Below are 22,425 nucleotides of genomic sequence, written 5' to 3' on the forward strand. Positions count from 1 at the left end.
GGCTAGCCCAAAACTTGGTGCGCTCCGTCACCATCCAATGACTCGCTCCTGATGGGACACCGTGAGGGTCAGTGGACTAAAGCCAAGATATGACAGGAATCCGGAGCCTGAATAAGAATAGGTGGTAGTGACGTCCACGACATCGACAGTGCTCTTGCTGCTAAGATAAAGCTGCGTGCCCGTGGCCACGTCAACCGCTTGCAGGGAGACCGCCGTGGTGATCGCAACTGCCGCCGGCAGCCATCCGGTCACCCTGGCGCTGCCGTTGGCGACCACCCCATTGGCAGCAAGGTTTTGAGCCCGGCCCTTGCAAGTCGCCCAATCGCTACTGCATCGTGCCATGTAGCGACCCGCATCCTCAACGCCGGCTTCGAGAAGCAGGCGCGTGTTCAGGATGTTGGAGAACTCGAACACACCAGCCGATAACAGCAACACGAGCGGTATGGTGATCGCGGCTTCCACCAAAGCGGCGCCATTTTCGTCGCCTTGGAACCGCCGGATGCTTTTGCCGAACCTGGTCATGTCGACTCTACCGATACAACTGGGCTTCGTTGCGGAATGCTTTGTCTAGAAGGGTGTTGTTGGCAAACCCTCCATCGACATCGACGATCTCCAGGCTGATAGGCTTCTCCCCGGCCGTGGAATCTTCGTCGTTCTTGCTATTGTCCTGCTTCTGGATGGGGCTGTTTATGAAGACGCTCGCATAGCCATCGGGTTTGAGCTGGATATGGCCATTGAGCTTTGCCTGGTTGGCGATGCAGTCGACGATCGCCATGTTGAGCAGACGGCGATCGGGATCCGAGGTTGGCGTTGTGCCTTTGAAACAGGCTGGAACGCCGGTTTCCTTTGTCGGCGCCTTGGACTTGTCCCCGACGAGCCCGTTCGCAATCTCATATTTGTAGACGTCATATCTGGAAGCCGGCACAGTGGCGCCGGTCGGATTGGTGGTGCTCGGGATGGAGGGATATGCGGCACCATGGTTGATCAGCCAATAATTGCTGCGATCCCACGTCGAATTCGTCATGCCGGTGGCGGAATCGAAGCTATCACCAGGCGGTAGCGCTATGGCCGTGCCATCAGTATTGGGTGTGTATTTATTGCAGTTCGCGGTCTTATCGACGCCCTTGCGCACATTGCTCGCCGGCCGATACTGCCAATCGGAGTCATGGCTCTTCAGCGAAGTGCTGTAGATGTCGAAGCGTACATTGAGACCGGCATTGACCTGGCCCAAGGTGACGCCGGTCTTGGTGGTGAGCTTATCGCGTTGATAGCAGGTGCCAGCCGTTCCGATAGCGAGGGCGTCGCGCAGTGATGCGAGATTGTTGTCGATCAATCCGAAATTGCCTGGGCCGGGGTTCGAGTCAACCTTGAGGATGCGGTATTCGCGGCTATAGGTGAGTCCGGCGGCGAATGCCTGCTGGATGGTCTTGCTGGTCAGCGGGTCGGTCGTCTCGAACGGATTGCACATGAAGATTGGCACCGTTTCGCAGATCGACTGGACAAATCCGGCCACAGCCTGCGGTCTGATGTCGAAGGTGTTATTGCCGCCAAGAAAGCTTGCTGGAAAGATCGCCTCAAAGGCCCCGGCACCATCTGCCGCTGCGACGGACGGATTCACGGTCACCAAGGAAAACGACACGGCTTTGGGATCGGTGCTTGACCAGTCATGGCCATTAGCGTCGACACCAGCGGCATTCAACCCGATGCTGTCGTCGGCAGGTATCCCGGTTAAATATTTAATGGTCACATCAGCCAAAGCGAGCGTATGATTGCCAGATGTTGAAAACTTTGTTTTGTTGGTGAGAAGTGTCGTCTTTGCCAGTTCGGCTCGGGTGATCGAATCCGATCTGCCATCAAGTTCCGCAGCCGTCGCAAGCGCAAGCGCATCGACACCTTTCTGCAGATCGTTGTGAAGTCCGTTGGCCCGACTCATGTCGATTGCCAGCAAGGCGAAGCCGATAAGCACCGGCAGCATGATAGCCACGAGGATCATCGCTACGCCGCGTTGATCGTTCCAGAAGGCACGAATGGTCCCCAACATGACCTTACTCTCTGCTTTCTTGCGCCAGAGCCCCTCGCATGCCCGGCGCCCTGCGCATCCTTCCGTTCAGTTCACGGCGTCACACCCGACCCACCGACATTGACCGTGATCGCCGGCGGCGGCGGCGGTGGCGGTGGATATTTGTACCCTTGGGCAACGGCTGCGGCGCGTGCGCCGTCGCCTTCGATATGTGTGTTTCGGGACGCCGGATTGAGCGGATCGACCGTCTGCAGCAGCGAATTGAACTTCTGCGTGTCGCCGGCGGCCAGGGTCACCGAATCATAGTGGTTCAGATAGTCCGCGGCGCAGCCCGACAACGCGCTGGCGCACAGAATGAGGATCAAGGCGCTATTTCTTGACATAGAGCATCTTGTCCTTCGATTTGAAGTCGAGCATGTGGCCATAGGGGCCGGTGACGCCTTCGCCGGTTTCATATTTGCGGACCATGTCCTTGGTCACTTCCAACTGGCCGAGCACGAAGAATTCCGGATCGTTGGCGGGCCGTGTCTTGTCGAACGGTGTCGCCAACTGCTCCCCAGGCTTCACCGGCCGCACGATATGCGGCGTGACGATGACGACCAACTCGGTTTCTTCCTTCTGGTTGCTCGAACTGCGAAAGAGCGTCCCGATCACAGGCACCTGGCCGAGCCATGGCACCTGGTCCTGGAGCTTGGTGGTCTTGCTGGACAGAAGCCCGCCGACGGCGAAGCTCTGGCCATCGCGCAATTCAACGACGGTCGCCAGCTTGCGGTTGGTGAAGATCGGGTCGCCGGCGGTGGTGAAGCCCGTCAGGTCGCTGACTTCCGGCGCCAGGTTCATATGAATCTTGCCGTCGTCGAGTACGACCGGCGTGAACAGTAGATTGACGCCGAATTGCTTGTACACGATGCTTATCTCGCCATCTTTGTCGAGAGTGCGGATAGGCACTTCCCCGCCGGCGTTGAAGCTGGCCTGCTCGCCGGAAAGCGTGGTGAGGTTGGGGTTCGCGAGCGTGCGCACCGCGCCTTTGGACTCGAGCGCCTCTATGATCAGGTCGACCTTGATGTTGCTGTCGATGACGCGCGTGATCAGCGCTCCGAAGGGCGCCGAGTTGGACAGGAGGCCGCTGAGCAGACCGCCCGGTCCGAGCACGACGCCGTCCTCGTCGACCGCAGCAACACCGGTACCGGTACGGGTTGTGCCATCGCCGTTCCTGCTCTTGATCGATACGCCGAGATCGCGGCCGGTGTTGCGCTTGGCTTCCAGCACGCGCACTTCCAGATTGACCTGCTGGCTGTCGTCTACGATGACCGAGTTGATAACAGCATCGGGTCCATATTGCTGCGCAACGGCCATGATCGCCGCCAGCGTGGCGCCGTCTTTGACATGGCCGCCAAGCCTGACCCTGCCGTTGACCGAGCCCACTTCGATGCGCGACTTCGGCGCCACCTGGCGGATCGCCTGCGCCATATCGCTGACATCGACGCCGACCTCGATCTGGAGGGCGCCGAGCGAGCGCTTATCGGTGGAGAACAGATTGACCGTGGTGGTGCCGGCGCCCTTGCCGATGACATAGAGCGTCCGGTCGGTCATCGGCTGGGCATCGGCGATCTTCTCGTCGCCGACGACGATGTCACCCAGATTGGCACTCACCTGGATCGTCACCGATTGCGACATGGGCAGGAAAATACGATGGACTGCAGGGGTCGAGACGTCGATGAAACGGTCGGCCGCATCAACCGCCAGGCTCGACAGCAACAGCGCCGCCAGACACGACAACGCGGTCGTCGCTATCCCTAACCAAGAACCCCGCATCCCCGTCTCCCCAATTTACTGCCGGTGACAGCACCGTTTTATTAGCCGCACCTTATCATGGTTGTCGCGGCACGTCATATGTCTCGAGCTTCACGCCCCGAAAAACGCCTATTGTCGCCCGTGCCGGAGGTTCCGGCTGCACGTACCTGACCACTTCCTTGACGACTTCCTTCGTCTCCGGTGCCGCGACAGGAACCGGTTTAGCCCGGCCCAGTTCGTCGAGACGGCTTCCCACTTTTTCCACGGCCTGGGTCAACCCGGCAATCTTGTCCTCGGCGCGCTTGCGCTCGGCGGCAGCCTCCGCTTCCGCTGCTGCCTTCTTGTCGAGCTCCGCCTGCCTTGCGGCGACGTCTGCCGGCGTTTCGCCGGTCAGGTCGGAAAGCGTCACCCGTTCCGTGGTCTCGCCTTTGCTGGCTGCGGCCTGGCGCAGCGCCAGCGACAATTGGCCGGCGCCGGCCGCTAGTGTCAGCTTCTGCGCGTCCTTGGTGCTTGCCTCAAGTGTCACCGATTTGACGACAGTCGGGCTGTCCTTGCTCACATCGGCCACCTGGTCGATGGCGAGCACCTTCATGCTCTGCAGCAGCACGTCGACGAAACTCTTGTCCGCGCCATCGTCGCCGCGCACCGTCCTCGTCAGCAGCACATCGACCCGGTCGCCTGGGAAGACGAAGCCGGCGACGCCGAGCACGTCGTTCACCCTGATGGAAACAGCTTTCATGCCTTCGCCAAGCACCGCCGAAAGCGTGGCGCGTTGGCCGGGCCCGGTGATCTTGCTGGCGAGGACTGGTTCGTTGGCGCTAATGGTCTGCAGCGCCTGCCTGGTGCCTTCGCCGGCCAAGGCCTCTTTCGTTGTTTTGAAGGCGCCCGTTGGAATGGAACCCGCCGGCCATGCGACTTCGCGCAATTTGTCCGCGCTTAGCGTATCGCCGAACTTCAGGGGTAATGCCGCTACGACGACTGTGCTGCCTTGAACGATTCCCGTTTGCGCCATGGCGCTACGTTGGCCGGCCAACCAGATATTGACCAGCACAACTGCCAGAACGCCGAACACGCCGGCGAGAACGATCATGATAAGCGTATTGGCGCGCATGTCCCAAGCCCCAAGCCCCAATGCGGGATTCGCCCGCTGCGATCGGATTCAGGCCCGGTTCGAACGATCCGGGCCTGAATGTAGTGACATCAGGTGCCGATGCCGGTGGTGGCGTTACACGTACCAACTGTCGCTGCTTCGAGCGCGGCGCAGAGTCCCGTAAAACGACCGTTCACCCAGCCGCCGATGGCGAGGACAGTCATGATCGATGCAACAGCGATAATGCCGATAAGGATGGAATATTCGACCATGGCAGCGCCGTTTTCATCGTCGCGGAACTGCCGGGTCATCGTCATGAGCTTGTTCATGTCAATTTCTCCCTTTGGAGGTTGGAACCCGACGAGACAGAGCAAAGGATGAAATCCATACCCAAGCATCCCCCGTCATCTCGATCCTAGGTCCCGAGAAAACGCGGAGTCAAACGACATTAAGGGTTCCTTAACTTTCATATACGTGATTCGGCAAGAAGATTGCAAAGTCAAATCTTATCAAGGGATTGATTCTTTTCATTTTTCGGACGTCCTTAACCATTCGTTCACAATTTGGCCCCTCATGTGGCGAAACCATGGAAGCATTAGCTGTAATGCATATTCCTTTATATCTAAGGACTTAAGCGGCAGTTTTGCTCGTTTATGCAGCGCGGTCGGATGAGTCCGAGATCCCCGGATATATTTGGAGAACCCCGCATACCCTCTGCATCAAATAAACAAGGGATTTTCAGGCTTTGATCTTAACTATGCTGAAAGTAATGGCTGTGCGCCGGGCATCCGGGCGCTTGTGCGCTCGTTGGTTAACGTTTAGTTTCCGCTAATGCGTGTCCGAGGGGAGTATAAGCAATTATGCTGGGGCGGTTCATTAAGGGGCCAGGCGAACAGCAGGCAGCGCCAAAGACCGAGCAGCTGGCGGTGCAGCCTGTTGCTCCGGCCCTTTCGTCAGCCGCTGATGTCGAATCGCATGGCAATGATTTTCTGACGCTCAAGGTCGAGCTTCATCGCCATCTGATCGATCGGTTCAACCTGACCGCTCTCGAAAGCGCTTCCAAGGACGAGATCCTGAATGAGATCCGTCCGATCGTGAGGGAGTTCGTGCGCGGTCGCACCGTTCCCCTTAACGCGCGCGAACTCGACCAACTGACCAGCGACACCGCCGACGAGATGCTGGGTCTCGGGCCGATCGAACCGCTGCTCAAGGACGATTCGATTACCGACATCATGATCAACACCCACAGGCGCGTCTTCATAGAGCGGCGTGGCATGATCGAGGAGACGGCAATCCGTTTCCGCGACGAGGCGCATCTGTTGCGCGTCATCAACAAGATCGTTTCGGCCATCGGCAGGCGTGTCGATGAATCGTCGCCCATGGTTGACGCGCGGCTGGAGGACGGTTCCCGCGTTAACATCGCGGTGCGGCCGATCTCCGTCGACGGTCCGCTGGTGTCGATCCGCAAATTCTCGAAAAATCCCTATTCGCTCGAACGTCTGATGGCATTCAATTCGATCCGTCCGCCGATGATCGAGCTGCTGCGGATCGCCGTCCAGGCGCGCAAATCGATCCTGGTTTCGGGCGGCACCGGCAGTGGCAAGACCACCTTGCTCAATGCCCTGTCGAGCTACATTCCCTCGAAAGAGCGGCTGATCACCATCGAGGATGCGGCCGAACTGCAATTGCAGCAGCCGCATGTCGGCCGGCTTGAGACGCGCCCGCCCAATGTCGAAGGTCGGGGCGAGGTGCGCCAGCGTGAATTGCTGAAGAACGCGCTACGCATGCGGCCGGACCGCATCATCGTCGGCGAGGTGCGCGGCGAGGAAGCCTTCGACATGCTGCAGGCGATGAATACCGGCCATGAAGGCTCGATGACCACAATCCATGCCAACACGCCGCGCGATGCGATCTCGCGGCTGGAGCAGATGGTCGGCATGGCCGGTATGCCGATGACGCATGATTCGATCCGGGCGCAGATTGCCTCCGCCATCGATATTATCGTGCAAACACAGCGTCTTTCGGACGGCGGCCGGCGCGTCACCTCCATATCGGAACTGACTGGCATGGAGGGCAATGTCGTCCAGCTCCAGGAAATCTATCATTTCGTCCGCCGTGAGGTGACGGCCGAGGGCAAGGTCATCGGAGATTTTCGCGCCACCGGGGTCCGCCCACGCTTCGCTCCGGAGGCCGCGACGCTTGGCCACCATTTCGCCAAGGACGCCTTCAACCCGCAGGTTGCCCTCTGATGCTGACGGGTCAAGCTCTACTCTACTTCATCTACATGCTGGCGGCAGCTTCGGTCATTCTGGCAGGCGAAGCTCTTTATCTTTCCTTTGCCGGCCGCCGCTCCCGGTCAATGGCAGTCAATCGCCGATTGAAACGGCTCGCTGGCGACGTCCCGGCCGAACAGACGTTACAGGGATTGCTGCGGGAGCGTGGCCTCACGGACTCCGGCGATTTTCTTTTCGGTATGGTCTGGTTGAACAGGCTCTATACCCAGTCCGGCATCACCGGGAATCCCCTGACCTTCGCCGCAACATTTCTGCTCGCAGGGCTGGCGATGGCGTTGCTGCTGGTATTCTTCAATTTTTCGGCTTTGGCGTCACTTATTATCTTTCTGGTCGTAGGGCTTGTTCTGCCGCTTCTCGTCCTCCGGCGCGCCCGCAACAAACGAATCCGGAAATTTGCCAAACAGCTGCCGGATGCGCTCGACATGATCGTTCGTTCCCTGCGCGCCGGGCATCCGGCTTCGGTCGCCATCGGTCTGGTCGCGCGCGAAATGCCTGATCCACTCGGCACCGAGTTCGGCATCGTCTCCGATGAGATCACCTTTGGGCTCAGCATCGAGCAGGCCGTGCGCAAGCTTTCGCAGCGTGTCGGCTTCGAGGGCCTTCAGCTGCTGTCGGTATCGCTGTCGATCCAGTCCAAGACTGGCGGCAATCTTACGGAAATTCTGGCCAATCTTTCCTCTGTTATGCGTGAACGTCAGAAATTGCGAATGAAGATCAGGGCTCTTTCGGCGGAAGGTCGCGTCTCTGCGTGGATCATCTCCTTGTTTCCTATTGTGATGTTCTTCACACTTCAAATCCTTGCGCCAACCTATTACGGCGCCGTCTGGAGCAACCCGCTCGTCTTCCCGGTGTTCCTGATTTTCGGGTTGTGGGCGCTGCTTGGCGACTTCATCATGTACCGGATGGTTACTTTCGATTTTTGACTGGGAGCGACGAAAGAAATTGTTTTCGAACATTCAGGACCTGGGCTTCTTGGTGTCCATTGCCGTCTTTGTGGCGGCGGTGTCCTTCTTCCTGTTCGGTGCGCTTGTCTTCCTGCCGGCTCTGCAGACACGAAAGCTGGTCGCGCAGAGCCTGATGGGCGAAGGAATTACCGACCGCCGATCGATGCTGGGACAAGACCAGCTTGCCAAGCTTGCGGCGCAACGGCCGGTCGATGCCTACTTCAAGTCGATCGAGAAGGAGCGGGAAGAGCCAAACGCCTTGGAAGCGAAGCTGTTTCGCGCCGGCTTTTATCAATCAACCGCACCGCTGATTTATACGCTGTCCCGCCTTGTCGCGGTCTGCCTCGGTTTTCTGGCAATGTATGCACTCCTGTCGCGGGTTCTGCCGCCGCACCTGCCCGGTTTCATCACCCTTGCCGGTTCTGCCCTGTTCGGTCTCGCCTGCATGGTAATTCCTTCCATTCTGCTCGACCGTTTCGAGAACAGCCAGAAACAGATCTATCGCCGGGCCTTCCCCGATTTCATGGACATGATGATCACCTGCGCCGATGCCGGCATGAGCCTGGAGGGGGCGGTCGAACGCGTCAGCCATGAAATGGCCGCTACCCACAAATGGTTGGGAATACAGCTGTCGATCATGAACTTGCAGTTGCGCGCCGGCAAACCGTTGCGGGAAGCGCTACGTGAACTCGCCGATCGCATCGGACTTGACGAGGCGCGGGCACTAGCTGTCCTGTTCCGGCAGTCGGAAGAACTCGGCACCAGTCTCACCGACGCCTTGCGTGTTTATAGCGCGGAGATGCGCGGGCAACGAATCCTGAGTGCAGAGGAACGCGCCAACTCTCTGCCGGTGAAGATGATGATTCCGCTGGGCCTTTGCATCTTCCCGGTCGTGATGATGGTGATCATGTTGCCGGTCATCATTCGCATGAGGGGCATTATCTTCTAGTTTGGTATATGATTTGGTCCTAATGTGAGTCGGGGACCCCAAGGGGACACATTGATGAAGAGGGTTATCGCGGCCGCGGCCTGTCTGCTCATGGCGGTGCTTGCCGGTTGCCAGACGGCGGACACAACCGACGGTGTCGTGCGCACGAACGAGCCGTCGAAGGGCGACGTGACGTCTTTTGGCGATGCTTTCGACGGGCTGAAAACGGTCAGCGACGTCGAGTATTACGCCTCCGACCAGGCCGTCGCGGAGGCCAAGAACCAGTTCCGCGCCGAAAATTACGGCAATGCCGGCGCGCTGTTCTTCAAGGCGACGCAACTGGCGCCCAATGACGGCAACGCCTGGATGGGGCTGGCCGCCTGCACCGACCGGATCCACCGCTTCGACCTGTCCGACAAGGCCTATGCCAGGGCTTTCAAGTTGGTCGGCGCAACGCCCGAATATTACAACAATGTCGGCTATTCCTATCTGCTGCGCGGCAAACTGCAGGACGCCCGCTCCAATTTCCTCAAGGCTTATGAGCTGGCGCCCAACGACCCGACCGTCGCCAACAATCTGAAGCTTTTGTCGTCAAGCGTGCAGAACGTCGAGCGCTAGCATGCTGCTCGTCGAAGCACTGCTGCTGAAGGCGCTCGCTATCCCTCTGCTGGCAAGGATTGCCTGGCTCGATTTCACCACCCAGAAGATTTCCAATCGCGACGTGCTGCTGCTGCTCTGCCTGGGCGCCGGGGGCTTGTTGCTGCTCTCGCTCCAGTCCGGGTCGTGGTGGGACATGGGACTGAGCGCCGGTGCAGGGCTTCTGTTGTTCGTCGCGTTCTTGCCCTTCTGGGCCCTGCGCAAGATCGGCGCCGGCGATGTCAAGCTGATGGCAGTCGTACCCTTCCTGGTTGGCGGCAGCGGTCTCGCGGTGTTTTCGGCGCTGCTCCTGGTTTTCGCCTTGGCCACTGCGGCGATCGTGAAAAACCCCTTCCTGCTGCCCGCGGGTGCTTTTCGGCTCATCGTCCAGCATCTGGATCGCAAGGGCATGGTGCCGTTCGGCGTGCCGATCTCGCTGGCCGCGATCTGTACGCTGGCGTTCCTGATCTACAAGAGCTTGATCCTGGCGAGCAGTTCTGGGATCCTCAATCAGCTCAACTGACCTCGACAGCTCGCGCGGCGAACGCGCTGCGATCGACACTTCCCCGAAGCCTTCGCCGGCGCGTTGGCTGACGGAACAAACGAAAACCCGCCTGTGCGGCGGGTCGCTGGCGCAAATCAGCACCATGGGCAAAAATGTACCATAGCTGAGTGCAGGGAGTCAAGAAAAAATTCCTGTCGCGCTGCCCTGCACAAAAACGACGACACTGCCGAACTGGCTCCCGCCAGGCCTTTCGTCGAAGTTCGGAGCCGTGGGTCCGGTCACGGAGAGCTTGTCGAGAAGCCGGGTCGATGGCTAGATAAACAATCACAGGGAGAAGGCAGCATGGCACTTCACCTTTCGGCGGATGCTCCGGTCTCGGTCGCGGCGCCTCCACAGAAATACCTGTTTGGTCCGTTCATCGATTTTTTCATGCTCGGCGGGAGCGCGTTCCTGATCCTGCCGGTCCTGTATTTCGTGCCGCTCAAATATGAGGGCGTCGTGGCGCTGGCGGCGTTCTTGCTGTCGCATCTCATCAACCAGCCGCACTTTGCCCATTCCTACCAGATTTTCTATCGCAATTTCGCACGCAAGGTGCGCGGTGACGGATACGACAGAAGTCTCCAGATCCGCTACATCATCGCGGGCATTGCCGTCCCAATGATCATGGTCGCTTTCTTCGCCTATGGCTCCGTAACCGGCAACGCCCGCCTGCTGGGATATGCCACCAACGCGATGGGCTTTTTCGTCGGCTGGCACTACGTCAAGCAAGGCTATGGCATGCTGATGGTGGACGCGGTGCTGAAGCGCAAATTTTTCAGCGACCAGGACAAGAAAGCGCTGCTGTTCAACGGATATGCCGTGTGGCTGTTCGCCTGGCTCCAGACAAACGTGGTGATCACCGAAAGGCAGTACTGGGGCCTGGACTACTACACATTCGCTGTCCCGCCCTGGCTCCTCAACATCGCGCTCGCGGTCGCCGCTGCCTCCTCGGCGGCCACCGCCGTGATGTTCGTCAATCGCTGGCGCAAACATGGCGGCGCGCTGCCGTATAACGGCGTCGTCGCTTACGTCGTGTCGCTCTATGCCTGGATTCTGTTCGTGGCCCTAAATCCGCTTTGGCTGCTCGTGGTGCCGGCGCTCCATTCGTTGCAGTATTTGGCAGTCGTCTGGCGTTACCAGACCAATGTCGAGCGCGACCGCGCGGATGCCGTCAAGGATCCGGAATTCAGGGTGCTGTCCATTCTTGGGCCGATGTACAGGCTGCGGGTGCTGATATTCATCATCGCCGGCACAATTCTCGGTGCTCTCGGTTTCTGGCTGGTGCCGATGGCGCTGAGTGCCCTGGTTCCCTACGACAAACAGGTGCTCGGCTCGTCGCTTTTCCTCTTCATCGCGTGGATATTCATCAACGTGCACCATTACTTCCTGGACAATGTGATGTGGCGTCGCGGCAACCCGGAAGTCTCGAAATATCTGTTCCGCTAACCCTCAGTCTGTTGGATGTTCAGTCCCGCAGGAGATCGAACATCAGCTTGAAGAAGCGGTCCGCGTCGACCTCATGGGCGATGCGGGCATTGTCCTTTTCACCGCGCTCGCCCCAGTAGTCGGCGATGGTCGCGCCGAAGGCGTAGGTGCCGGACAGATCGACGCCGATATGGGCAGGGCGCGTGCGCACCAATGTCGGGTCGATGGCCAGCGCCAGCGCCAGCGGATCGTGCATGGCGCCGCCGACGCCCATCGAGTTGCGGTGCAGCTTCTCGTAGAACAGCAGCCAGTCGTTGACGAGCCGGCCGAGCGGCGTGTCGATGGTGGCGAGTTCGGCATATTGCGGCGCCTCGATCAGCACCTGCATGGTGACGTCGAGGCCGACCATCAGGATCGGCACGCCGCTGTCCAGCACGATCTTCAGCGCTTCGGGATCGCAGAACGCGTTGAATTCGGTCGGCGTGATGATCTCGCTCTTGCGGTAGAACACGCCGCCCATCCAGATCAGTTCCTTGATCTTGGGCAGCACGTCGCGATGCTTGAGGATCATCAGGCCGATATTGCTGAGCGGGCCGGTGGCGACGACCAGGATCGGTTCGGGCGCGGCGCGCAGCCTGTCGGCCAGGAAATCGACGGCATGCTGGTCAACCGGCTTGATCGTCGCCTGCGGCAGGTAGGGCGAGCCCTCGAGCCCGCTCGGGCCATCGGCGGTGCCGAGCACCAGCGGGCGCGCCAGCGGACGGTGGCAGCCCTGTGCGACAGGCACGTCGCCGGCGCCGATATACTCCAGGATGCGCAAGGCATTGGCGGTCGTCTTCTCGACTTCCGCATTGCCGCAGGTCGTGGTGACGCCGATGAGTTCGATGGCCGGCGAGCGATGCGCCATGACCAGCGCGATGGCGTCGTCGTGGCCGGGGTCGCAGTCGAACAGGATAGGAGTTGGCTTGGTCATCATGTCGTTTTTCACGCCGCCCGCTCGTAGCGCGCTATGGTTTTCTTGAAGCCGTCGAGGAAACGCCGGCCGTCCAGGCCGGTGCAGATGCGGGTGGTCTTGGGCCCGCCGCCGGGCAGCAATTGCCGGCCGCGATAGGCGACGGTCTGGCCGCGCGCCAGCCTGCCGTCGAGCACGACGTCGGCGAACAGCGGCTCGGTCATCGTCGCCAGGCCGGGATCGAAAGCCAGCGCCACGGTGATCACGTCATCCATCGGGAACCCGACGAGGTCGAAGAATTCGCGCCAGATGTCGATGTAGATCGGGAAGCTGTCGGCGATCATCTCAAGGACGGGATTGTCCCTGGCGACGGCCTGCATGTCGGCGATGTCGTCGCGCGTCAGCATCGAGTCGGCGACGCGGTTGTCCTCGCAGATGTCGAGGGGGACGAGGATCTTCTCGACATCGGCGTTGAGCACGATGCGCGAAGCCTCCGGATCGGCCCAGATGTTGTACTCCGACAGGGGTGTGATGTTGCCCGGCGTCTGGAAATTGCCGCCGAGCACGATCAGCCGCTTGAGTGCACCGGTCAGTCCCGGCTCCTGCAACAGCGCCATCGCCGTGTTGGTCAGCGGGCCGGTCGTCACCAGCGTGATCTCGCCCGGATTGGCCATGACCGTCTCGATGATGAAATCGACCGCATGTCTCGACGTGGCCTGCCGCACCGGCGTCGGCGCCGGCGGGTTGAACTTCTTCAGGCGATCGCCGAAACGGGCGACAAGCCGTTTTTCGAAATGCACCGGCGCCTCCATGTCGGCCTTGGCGTTGCCGACGATCGGCCGCCACGCGCCGGCGTGAACCGGGATGTCGTCACGCCCGGCGAGCGTCAGCGTGTTGAGGACGACGTTGGTGACCTGTTCGATCGGGCCGGCCGCACCGGTCACGGTGGTCACGCCCTCGAGCCGGAGCTTGGGATTGACCGCTGCAAACAGCACGGCGAGAATATCGTCGCCGGCTGAATCCACGTCGAGGATTATGCGTTCCATAAAGGCTTCCTTCACTGGGGATTTTTGCCGCCGGGTTCAGTGTTCCTGTCTACCGACAGCAGTTTCCGCATCGATTCCAGCGTCTCCGCGATGATCCTTGGACGCGCCCGGTAGGACAGCGCGAACAATGCGATCAGCGCGACGACATAGGGGACGGTGAGAACCAGGTAGGACGGATAGCCAAACGTCTGCAGGCGCAACGAAAAGGCATCGGCGAAGCCGAACAGCAGGCAGCCGGCCAGCACCTTCAGCGGATCGCCGTTGGAAAAGATCAGGATCGCCACCGCCATGAAACCACGGCCCGACGACATGTTTTCGGTGAACATGGTGATGTAGCCGAGGGACAGATGCGCGCCGGCGAGGCCCGCCAGCAATCCGCACAGCAGGGATGCGATGTAGCGGACGCGGGTGATCGAGATGCCAAGCGCCTCGGCGGCTTCCGGCTTTTCGCCGACGACGCGGATATAGAGGCCGAGCCGCGTCCGGTTGTAGCAGACGACCAGCAGCGGCACGGCGATGAAGGCGGCATAGACGAGCGGCGTGAAGCCGGAGATCAGCGGCGCCCAGGAGCCGAGAAGGTCGCGGGCGCCGGGCAGCTGGACTTTCGGCAGGCCGACGATGCCGTGACCGACGATCGAACCGCGCGTGCCGAAGATCGCTTTCATCAGCGAGATCGTCATGCCGCCGGCCAGGATGTTGAGCGCCAGCCCGACGACAACTTCATTGGCCTTGAAGCTCACCACCAGGACAGCAAAAACCAGGGCGAAGACGAGCGCCGCCGCAACGCCGCAGGCGACGCCCGCCAGTGCGGAACCGGTCCAGATCGAACCGAGGACGGCGAAGAAGGCGCCGACCAGCATCTGCCCCTCGAGGCCGATGTTGAAGATGCCGGCCTTGGTGGTGAACGAGCCGCCAAGCGCGACCAGAAGGATGGGCGCGGTGGTGCGAAGCGTCGCAGCGATCAGCGCGACGTTGATGAGCTTGTCTAGAATTTCCATCGCCGCTCCCCTGCCTGGCTGTCGCCGCGCTTTCTCACCAGCACCTGGGCCGACACGCTGAGGATGATCAGCGCCTGGATCACGGTGATGATTTCGCGCGACGCGCTGGTGTCGACCTCGAGCAGCAGCGATCCGTTGCGCAGGGCACCGAAGAACAGTGCGGTGAAGATGGTGGCGACCGGCGAGCCATTGGCGAGCAGGGCGGCGATCAGCCCGTCGAAGCCGAAACCGGGAGCAAATCCTTCCATGAAGCGGTGGTGGACGCCGAGCGTCTCGACACCGCCGGCCAGCCCGCCGACGGCCCCCGAAAGCAGCAGGACCAGGAAGCCCTGCCGTTTCACGTTGATGCCGCCATATTCGGCGAATTTCGGCGCCGAGCCGACCATCGTGACGCCGTAACCCCATTTGGTGTAGCGGAAGACAAAGGCCGCGCCGACCGCCAGCACCAGGCCAATGACCAGGCCCCAGTTCAACCGCGAGAAGGCGAAGATCTCCGGCAGATAGGATGTCGCCAGGATCGGCGGCGTCTCCGACCAGCCGCCCGGCCGCTTGAACAGGAAGATGGTGAAGTAGGATGTGAGCAGCACCGCCACGTAGTTCGACAGGATCGTCGAGACGACCTCGTTGGTGTTGTAGCGGGCGCGGAAATAGGCGGGGATGGCGACCCAGGCCGCGCCTGCCACGACCGCCAGCGCCAATGCTGCCAGCGTGTGGATGCCCGCGGGCAGGGGCATGGCAAAGCCGACCCAGGCGGCGGCGAAGCCGCCGAGGAACAGCTGGCCCTCGATGCCGACGTTGAACATGCCGCCGCGCAAGCCGATGCAGGCAGCGACACCGCAGATCAGGATCGGCGTCGTCTGCAGCAAGGTCCCGGCAATCTTCTCCTGATCGCCGAAGGCGCCGCGCAACAGTGTCATGAACACACGCACCGGGCTTTCGCCGACCATGAGGATGATGATCGCGCCCATCAGCAGTGCCACGCCGATGGCGATGACCTGGCCGGAAACGGCATGCAAATGGTCTCTCATGATGCGGTCTCCGCGGCGAATTCCGGCGCGGCCACGCCTGCCATCATCATGCCGATGCGCTCCTCGTCGGCATCATCGCCAGAGACCTCGCCCATGATCCGTCCGTTGAACATCACCAGGATGCGGTCGGCAAGGGCGGCCAGTTCGTCGAGTTGCACGGAAATCAGCAGGATCGCGCGGCCGGCGGCGCGCTGGCGCATGATCTCGTCATGAATGGCCTCCTGGGCGCCGATGTCGACGCCGCGCGTCGGCTGGTCGATCAGCAGGAAATCGGCGCCATTGGTGAATTCGCGTGCCAGAACGACCTTCTGGATGTTTCCGCCCGAAAGCCGCTTGACCGCATCGCTCGGTCCGCGCGCGCGAATATCGAAGCTCTTGATCAGCGTTTCGGCGTTTTGATTTATGGCATTCCAGTTGAGCATGCCGCCACGACTCCATGGTGCGCGATGCTGGCGGCCCATCAGGGTGTTGGCCGCTATCGAAGCGTTGCGATCGACCCCGCGTACCATGCGGTCGCCTGGAACATGGGCGAGGCCGGCCTGGCGGATCGCGGCGGGCGAGAGATCGGTGAGATTCTGGCCCTTCAGCCAGGCCCCGCCATGGCTTGCCGGCCGCAGGCCCGAAAGCACTTCCGCCAGCTCCGTCTGTCCATTGCCGGCCACACCCGCGATCCCCACCACCTCGCCGGAGCGGACCGTGAAACTGGCATCGCGAAGGGCCGGCAGCAGGCGATCGTCGCGCGCCCACAGATCCTTCACTTCGAGCACTACGTCGCCGTGCAGCGAAGCGCGCGGCCGGCGGTCGAAGCTGACCTCGCGGCCGACCATCATGTGCACCAACTCGTCCTTGCTGAGCTCGGCCGTCGGCCGGGTCGCCACCTTCCTGCCGTTGCGCAGCACCGTCACCGTGTCGGACACTTCCATCACCTCTTCCAGGTGATGCGAAATGAAGATCACCGTCATGCCCTCGGCCACGAAGCTGCGCAGCGTCTGGAATAGTTCGCGGCTTTCCTGCGGCGTCAGCACCGCGGTCGGTTCGTCGAGGATGATGGTGCGCGCGCCGCGCACCAGGACCTTCAGGATTTCGATGCGTTGCTCTATGCCGACCGAGAGCAGCCCGACGCGCTCGGTCGGATCGACCTGCAGGCCGAAGCGCTTCGACAGGTCGCGCGTTCGCGCCACCTGCGCAGCGTGGTCGATAAGTCCATGGCGACGGATTTCCATGCCGAGAAAGACGTTGTCGGCAACCGAGAGCGAGGGAACCAGCTTGAAATGCTGGTGAACCATGCCGAGGCCGGCCTTTATCGCCACGGACGGGTCGGCGATCACGATCTCTTCACCGTTCAGCCGGATCGAGCCTTCGTCCGGCTGCAAGAGGCCGAACAGGATGTTCATCAGCGTCGTCTTGCCGGCACCGTTCTCGCCGATGATGGCGTGGATCTCGCCGCGGCGGACCGCAAGATCGATGCCGTCATTGGCGACGAATGCGCCAAAACGCTTGGTGATGCCAGTCAACTCGACGGCCATCGCGGCATTGCTGTGGAGGGTCGGCGACCCCGGCGTGTTCGACAACATGGCTCTCGCAGATTGGACACTGATCCGCCGCGGCAAGCCGCGGCGGATCAGTCTAGCGCTTTCTTGGGAGGGAGGCGCTGGTGTTGGCTTATTTCGCCTTGGCGATCACGATCTTGCCGTCGACGATGCCCTTTTTGATCTCGTCGAGCTTGGCGGTCATCTCTGCCGGGATCTTGGCGGCGATGTCATCGCAGACCTTGACCTCGACACCGCCCGAGGCGAGGTCGAAAGTGCGGGTGCCGGCGGTGATCTTGCGGCCCTCGACCTCGTCCTTGATCAACGTATAGACGGCGATGTCGCCGCGCTTCAGCATGCTGGCGAGCACATTTCCGGGGGCCGAGCCGCACATGTCGATGTCGACGCCGATCGAATATTTGTCGACCGCGGCACTTGCCTGCATCACGCCTTCACCCGTCGGGCCGGCGACGTTGTAGACAATGTCGGAGCCTTGGCCGTAAAGCGCCTGGGCAAGTTCGCTTCCCTTGGCCGGGTCGTCGAAGGTTCCGGCGAAGACGGAGTTCACCTTGACGTCGGGCGCTGCATATTTGGCGCCTTGCTCGTAGCCGCCCAGGAAGTTGCGGATCACCGGGATATCGCGGCCGCCGACAAAGCCGATGGCCTTGCCGTCGCCGATCTTGTCGAAGGCGGTGCCCTTGGCTTCGATCATGCCGGCAAGCGCGCCGGCGACGAAGGATCCCTGCTCCTCGGCGAAATTGGCGTAGATCATCTTGGGGTTGTCGAGGACGCCATCGATGAACACGAAGCGTTGGTCAGGATATTCGGCGCTGACCTTTTGCAGCGAGTCCACCAGCTCCCAGCCCATCACGAAGATCAGGTCGTACTGTTTGCCCTTGGCAAGATTCTCGAACTGCTGCTGGTAGTCGAGCGCGCGATTGCCGGTGTCGACCAGCTTGAGATCGATGCCGAAATCGGTCTTGGCCTTGTTGAGGCCGTTGACGATCGAAACGCCAAAACCCTGTGCAAAGTATCCCGAGATGGCGGCCACGGAAACCTTGGCCTGTGCGGCGGCCGGTCCGAACGAAATGGCAAGCATCGTGCCGGCCAGGAATAAACTCTTGAGCGCCCTTTTCATGTCATTCCCCTTCAGCTTTTTTCAGCTTTTGAAGCCACGCTTTGACCATCCCCCACACATCGCCGGGACAACGGCGAGTTCGTTGATGGTCATATGAGTTTAGGAGCGGCTTAACAGGCTGTCAATCGTCATCCGATGCAGTTTTCTTGGCCCTTCGCCCGCTTGCTCGACGTCTGTGCTTGACAAATGTCGATAGGCATAATTGTTGATACTCTAACGAGTTTTATGAACGACGGGATGAAGGAAGCGAACAATGCCGGCTGTGGTGGTCAGGAAATTTCTGGTTCAGATCGAAGAGATATTCCATGAGGGCGGACCGCACGCGGCACGCCCGCTCAAGCGAGGCGCGATCGTCGCGGTCATCGCCAACCCTTTTGCCGGACGCTATGTCGAAGAGATCACCGGCTTCATGGAAGACCTGAAGCCGCTCGGTCTCGATATGGCTCGGCGCCTGATCGACTCCATTGGTGAGGGCGGCCAGGCCATCGAAGGTTATGGCAAGGGTGCCATAGTCGGCGCCGCCGGCGAGCTTGAACATGGCGCGCTCTGGCACAATCCGGGCGGCTACGCGATGCGCGAACTGCTCGGCAATGCCAAGGCGATCGTGCCTTCGACCAAGAAAGTCGGCGGCCCCGGAACGCGCATCGACATCCCGATCACGCACATAAACGCCTCCTATGTGCGCAGCCATTTCGATGCAATCGAGATCGGCATTGCCGATGCGCCGCGCAGCGACGAAATGGCGGTCATCCTGGCGATGACCACCGGCGCACGCGTCCATGCACGGGTCGGCGGCCTTGCCGCCGCCGACATCAAGGGTGAGGACGGACTGCGATGAACCCGGAAATCCGCCGTATCATCACCATCGTCGAGGAAACCCGGATCGAAGGCGGGCGGCCCGTCGATCCGCCGACGCGGCGTGCCGCAGCCATTGCGGTCATCCGCAACCCCTATGCGGGTACCTACGTCGAGGATCTGTCGGCACTCAGCGCCATCGGCGAAGCGTTGGGCGAAATCTTGCCCAGGCGCGCCGTCGCTGCTCTGGGTATTGCCGGCGACCGGGTCGAGAGCTTCGGCAAGGCGGCCGCCGTCGGCGCCGATGGCGAGCTCGAACATGCCGCCGCCATCCTTCATCCAAAGCTCGGCGCCCCGTTCCGCGATGTGCTCGGCAAGGGCGCCGCGCTCATTCCTTCATCGAAGAAGCGCGGCGGCCTCGGCGTGCCGCTCGATATTCCGCTCGGTCACAAGGATGCAGCGCGGGTGCGCAGCCATTTCGACGGCATGGAGGTTCGTGTTCCCGATGCACCGCGTGCCGACGAGATCGTCGTCGCTATCGCCGTCACCGATTCCGGCAGGCCGCACCCGCGCGTCGGCGGGCTGACCAAGGACAAGATTGTCGGGATTGACGGCGTCGGCTGACCGTCAGGCCGCCAGGACTTCCGGCACCCGCATCGCCGGCGGGGTGTTGCGGCTCCGGCCGGTCCGAACCACGCCGTCGATGACGACCATTCCAATGCCTGGAAGATTGCCGAGCGCCACGCTGTCGAGCAGCCCGTCGCCGGCGCCGCCGATCGCCTGATCCATGAAGATCAGGTCGGCGGCGCGACCGACCTCGATGATGCCGCGATCATCCAGTCCGCGCACGCGCACCGTGTTGCCGCTGGCAAAACAGAACGCCACTTCCGGCGCGATACCACCAAGCGAAGCCAGCATGGTCAGGGTCCGCAGGATACCGAGCGGCTGCACGCCGGATCCGGCCGGGCTGTCCGTGCCCAGGATGACGCGCGAAAGTTCGCCGCGCTGCCTTGCCAGGTCGAGCACGAACAGTCCGGTGCGCAGATTGCCGTTATGGACGATCTCAAGCGCCCTCGAGCCCTTCTCGCAGATCTGCCGTATTTCAGCGTCGGGCAGGGCGGTTGGCCCGCCATTGACGTGGGCGACGATGTCGGCGTCGACCTCCAGCACGACATCCGCGCCGATGCGGCCGGAGCCGGGCAGCGACGGGCCGCCTGTGTGGGTCATCGAGGTCATGCCGTATTTGCGCGCCCAGGCGATCATCTTCCGGCCGGTCGGCCCATCCTTGACGCCGCCAAGCCCGACTTCGCCGACAAGCGTCACGCCGGCCTCGGCGAGACTGCGGAAGTCTTCCTCGGTAAGGCCGGGTTCCAGGATCGGTGCCCCGGCCAGGATCTTCATGCCGTTCGGACGGAAGTTGGAGAAGGTGCGCTGCGCCGCGATCGCCAACGCCTTCAGCCCGACAAGATCGCGCGGTCGGCCCGGTGTGTGGACCTCGCCAGCCGAAATGATCGTGGTGACGCCGCCATGCACGGTCGAATCCATCCAGCCGATCTGGTTCTGCCGGGGCGTCCAGTCGCCGGCCACCGGATGGGCGTGGTTGTCGATAAGACCCGGCGCGACCGCACAGCCCATCGCATCGATGATCGTCGCCGCGCTGCCGCCATCAATGTCGCCTGCCTTGCCAATGCCTGATATGCGTCCATCGCTCACGACGATGGTGTCGGCGTCGATGATCGGTTGTGCGAGATCGCCGCTCAGCATGAGACCGATATTGCGGACGACGAGCGTGTTGGCAGACGACTGGAGGTCGGACGACATCGGTTCTCACTTTTGCTGTTATGGAAAAAAGGACTGGACGCGGCTTATTTGCCGCCGTCGCCATTCGTTGGGTCGTCGTCATTGATGCGCTGGAGCAGGCGAAGCAGCGTCGCCTGCTCAGCCGGGGAGAGCGGCGACAGGAACCGCCGCCCGACCTCGACGCTGCGTTCGAGCCGTTCCAGCGTATAGTCGGTCCCTTTGCTGGTCAGCGCGATCATCGTCAGGCGTTGGTCGGTTTCGGAGGCGCTGCGCGTGATCAGCCCGTGTTTGAGCAGTTTGCGCATGACGATGCTGATGGTCGACGGGTCCATCGCCGTCAGCCGGCCGAGATGGTTCTGCGAGACTTCGCCATGCTTGAGGATCGTGGCGAGCGCCGCGAATTGCGTTGGCGAAAGGTCTTCACCGGCCATGACCTGCTGGAAGCGCAGTGTCGCGCGCTGATGCGCCCGGCGGATGACGTGCGCCGGGTGACGGTCCAGTTCATAGCCGGTCTCGGCGTATTGCTGCAGCACTTGCTCGCGGCTCGGGGGTGCATCGCCGCTCGGCGTTTTCGAGGTCGCGCCTTTTTCGGATTGCGGTTTCTTTTCAGTCGTCACACCGGACTCCTATCGCCGCTGTCTCGGATGTCGCCGGTTTGGAAAAGCTCAAGCCGCGACCTCCGCTGGTTGAAGCGACGTCCCGTCGCGGAGGGCTGCGACGACATCAGCCGAATCGCTGACCACGCCGAAATGGGTCGCTATGTCGTAGAGCGAGCTTTCCTGCTCGCGTGGTCCCGTTGCCGCGCAGCAATCGCTTGGCACCACCACCTCATAGCCCTGAAAAAAGGCATCATGGACGGTCGAGCGCACGCAGATGTTGGTGACCACGCCGAAAATGACCAACTGGTCGACCTGCATGTCTTTCAGCGTCAGGTCGAGGTCGGTTTGAAAGAAGGCCGAGTAGCGCCGCTTGATGACATGGATCTCATCAGCGCGGGCGCCGAGATCCTCGATGATCTCCGGCCCCCAGCTTCCATCCAGGCAATGCGGTGTGCGCTTCAGCCATTCGCGCTCGCGTCGCATGCCCGGCCGGTGGCTGTCATGGACCCAGATCACCGGCACGCCGGCGGCGCGCGCGGCCTCGATCACGGCCAGTTGCGGCGCGACCAGCGTCTCGTATCCAGGCAGGACCATGGCCCCGCCGGGCTTGCAGAACTCATTGACCATATCGATGACGATAATGGCCGCACGGCGTGGATCGAGGCGCACCGCATCATCGTGCCGATGTGAGGAAAAACTGTCCACGGACATGGCGAGCTCCTTTGACCGATCGTTGATGCTCATACAAAAAACCCTAGTGGATGCCAAGTCAATCCCGTTCGACGCAAAGCGTGCTGGTCGGCCTTGCGCACCGCGCTCCGACAAGCGTATGCGCTATTTGCCCATCGCGAAATGGCCTTGACAA

23 protein-coding genes are annotated in these 22,425 nt (G+C 61.4%); 8 read left to right on the plus strand and 15 right to left on the minus strand.

The window, feature by feature from the left end:
- Window positions 1-27: 27 nt before the first annotated feature.
- The 6 genes from A9K65_RS12840 to A9K65_RS12865 all read right to left on the minus strand — a co-directional run bounded on the left by A9K65_RS12840 (window position 28) and on the right by A9K65_RS12865 (window position 5,233).
- On the minus strand, window positions 28-522 hold the full coding sequence (locus A9K65_RS12840; protein ID WP_064994617.1) for a TadE/TadG family type IV pilus assembly protein: 495 nt from the start codon (window positions 520-522) through the stop codon (window positions 28-30).
- A 7-nt stretch (window positions 523-529) separates the two neighbouring features.
- On the minus strand, window positions 530-2,041 hold the full coding sequence (locus A9K65_RS12845; protein WP_084016015.1) for a pilus assembly protein TadG-related protein: 1,512 nt from the start codon (window positions 2,039-2,041) through the stop codon (window positions 530-532).
- A gap of 71 nt (window positions 2,042-2,112) precedes the next feature.
- Window positions 2,113-2,403 (minus strand): hypothetical protein, encoded by a 291-nt coding sequence (locus A9K65_RS12850; protein WP_064994619.1) that lies wholly within the window; start codon window positions 2,401-2,403, stop codon window positions 2,113-2,115.
- Window positions 2,390-3,835: a type II and III secretion system protein family protein gene (locus A9K65_RS12855; RefSeq protein WP_064994620.1), complete on the minus strand. Its 1,446-nt coding sequence runs from the start codon at window positions 3,833-3,835 to the stop codon at window positions 2,390-2,392. Before A9K65_RS12855 ends, A9K65_RS12850 begins: the two co-directional genes overlap by 14 nt.
- A gap of 55 nt (window positions 3,836-3,890) precedes the next feature.
- Window positions 3,891-4,925: a Flp pilus assembly protein CpaB gene (cpaB, locus tag A9K65_RS12860; RefSeq protein ID WP_064994621.1), complete on the minus strand. Its 1,035-nt coding sequence runs from the start codon at window positions 4,923-4,925 to the stop codon at window positions 3,891-3,893.
- Window positions 4,926-5,014: 89 nt separating this feature from the next.
- On the minus strand, window positions 5,015-5,233 hold the full coding sequence (locus tag A9K65_RS12865) for a Flp family type IVb pilin (protein WP_064994622.1): 219 nt from the start codon (window positions 5,231-5,233) through the stop codon (window positions 5,015-5,017).
- 531 nt (window positions 5,234-5,764) lie between these two features.
- Here A9K65_RS12865 and A9K65_RS12870 point away from each other — a divergent pair.
- The 6 genes from A9K65_RS12870 to A9K65_RS12895 all read left to right on the plus strand — a co-directional run bounded on the left by A9K65_RS12870 (window position 5,765) and on the right by A9K65_RS12895 (window position 11,696).
- Entirely contained in the window at window positions 5,765-7,153 is a 1,389-nt protein-coding gene (locus A9K65_RS12870; protein ID WP_064994623.1) for a CpaF family protein, read from the plus strand.
- Entirely contained in the window at window positions 7,153-8,121 is a 969-nt protein-coding gene (locus tag A9K65_RS12875; RefSeq protein ID WP_064994624.1) for a type II secretion system F family protein, read from the plus strand. The genes A9K65_RS12870 and A9K65_RS12875 overlap by 1 nt, the downstream gene beginning before the upstream one ends.
- Window positions 8,078-9,091, plus strand: a complete 1,014-nt coding sequence (locus tag A9K65_RS12880) for a type II secretion system F family protein (protein WP_245322044.1) — start codon at window positions 8,078-8,080, stop codon at window positions 9,089-9,091. The genes A9K65_RS12875 and A9K65_RS12880 overlap by 44 nt, the downstream gene beginning before the upstream one ends.
- Window positions 9,092-9,145: 54 nt before the next feature.
- Window positions 9,146-9,688, plus strand: coding sequence for a tetratricopeptide repeat protein (locus A9K65_RS12885; protein ID WP_064994625.1), 543 nt, complete (start codon window positions 9,146-9,148; stop codon window positions 9,686-9,688).
- Window position 9,689: 1 nt separating this feature from the next.
- Window positions 9,690-10,229 (plus strand): prepilin peptidase, encoded by a 540-nt coding sequence (locus tag A9K65_RS12890; protein WP_064994626.1) that lies wholly within the window; start codon window positions 9,690-9,692, stop codon window positions 10,227-10,229.
- A gap of 324 nt (window positions 10,230-10,553) precedes the next feature.
- Window positions 10,554-11,696, plus strand: a complete 1,143-nt coding sequence (locus A9K65_RS12895) for a hypothetical protein (protein WP_064994627.1) — start codon at window positions 10,554-10,556, stop codon at window positions 11,694-11,696.
- Window positions 11,697-11,715: 19 nt separating this feature from the next.
- Here A9K65_RS12895 and A9K65_RS12900 read toward each other — a convergent pair whose 3' ends face one another.
- The 6 genes from A9K65_RS12900 to A9K65_RS12925 form a co-directional block, all read right to left on the minus strand.
- Complete coding sequence (locus A9K65_RS12900) at window positions 11,716-12,663, minus strand: nucleoside hydrolase (RefSeq protein WP_064994628.1); 948 nt, start codon at window positions 12,661-12,663, stop codon at window positions 11,716-11,718.
- Window positions 12,660-13,673: a nucleoside hydrolase gene (locus tag A9K65_RS12905; protein WP_084016017.1), complete on the minus strand. Its 1,014-nt coding sequence runs from the start codon at window positions 13,671-13,673 to the stop codon at window positions 12,660-12,662. Before A9K65_RS12905 ends, A9K65_RS12900 begins: the two co-directional genes overlap by 4 nt.
- A gap of 11 nt (window positions 13,674-13,684) precedes the next feature.
- Window positions 13,685-14,671 (minus strand): ABC transporter permease, encoded by a 987-nt coding sequence (locus tag A9K65_RS12910; RefSeq protein WP_013530293.1) that lies wholly within the window; start codon window positions 14,669-14,671, stop codon window positions 13,685-13,687.
- Complete coding sequence (locus tag A9K65_RS12915) at window positions 14,659-15,699, minus strand: ABC transporter permease (RefSeq protein WP_084016019.1); 1,041 nt, start codon at window positions 15,697-15,699, stop codon at window positions 14,659-14,661. The genes A9K65_RS12910 and A9K65_RS12915 overlap by 13 nt, the downstream gene beginning before the upstream one ends.
- On the minus strand, window positions 15,696-17,273 hold the full coding sequence (locus A9K65_RS12920) for an ABC transporter ATP-binding protein (protein ID WP_064994631.1): 1,578 nt from the start codon (window positions 17,271-17,273) through the stop codon (window positions 15,696-15,698). Before A9K65_RS12920 ends, A9K65_RS12915 begins: the two co-directional genes overlap by 4 nt.
- Window positions 17,274-17,361: 88 nt before the next feature.
- Window positions 17,362-18,366, minus strand: a complete 1,005-nt coding sequence (locus tag A9K65_RS12925; protein WP_013530296.1) for a BMP family ABC transporter substrate-binding protein — start codon at window positions 18,364-18,366, stop codon at window positions 17,362-17,364.
- A gap of 253 nt (window positions 18,367-18,619) precedes the next feature.
- Between A9K65_RS12925 and A9K65_RS12930 the strand changes: the two genes are divergently transcribed.
- Complete coding sequence (locus A9K65_RS12930; RefSeq protein WP_063172799.1) at window positions 18,620-19,204, plus strand: amino acid synthesis family protein; 585 nt, start codon at window positions 18,620-18,622, stop codon at window positions 19,202-19,204.
- A complete protein-coding gene (locus A9K65_RS12935; RefSeq protein ID WP_064994632.1) occupies window positions 19,201-19,785 on the plus strand; it encodes an amino acid synthesis family protein in 585 nt (194 codons plus the stop codon). The genes A9K65_RS12930 and A9K65_RS12935 overlap by 4 nt, the downstream gene beginning before the upstream one ends.
- 3 nt (window positions 19,786-19,788) lie before the next feature.
- Here the strand turns inward: A9K65_RS12935 and A9K65_RS12940 are convergent, their stop codons facing one another.
- The 3 genes from A9K65_RS12940 to A9K65_RS12950 are packed head-to-tail and all read right to left on the minus strand — an operon-like array spanning window position 19,789 to window position 22,271.
- The gene (locus A9K65_RS12940) at window positions 19,789-20,982 is read right to left on the minus strand and encodes an amidohydrolase family protein (RefSeq protein ID WP_064994633.1); all 1,194 of its coding nucleotides are present in this window, start codon (window positions 20,980-20,982) and stop codon (window positions 19,789-19,791) included.
- A gap of 44 nt (window positions 20,983-21,026) precedes the next feature.
- Entirely contained in the window at window positions 21,027-21,578 is a 552-nt protein-coding gene (locus A9K65_RS12945; RefSeq protein ID WP_024502291.1) for a MarR family winged helix-turn-helix transcriptional regulator, read from the minus strand.
- 48 nt (window positions 21,579-21,626) lie between these two features.
- Window positions 21,627-22,271, minus strand: coding sequence for an isochorismatase family cysteine hydrolase (locus A9K65_RS12950; RefSeq protein WP_013530303.1), 645 nt, complete (start codon window positions 22,269-22,271; stop codon window positions 21,627-21,629).
- Window positions 22,272-22,425 lie beyond the last annotated feature (154 nt).

Origin of the sequence: Mesorhizobium sp. WSM1497, assembly GCF_001672455.2 — a bacterium.
GTDB lineage: Bacteria > Pseudomonadota > Alphaproteobacteria > Rhizobiales > Rhizobiaceae > Mesorhizobium > Mesorhizobium ciceri.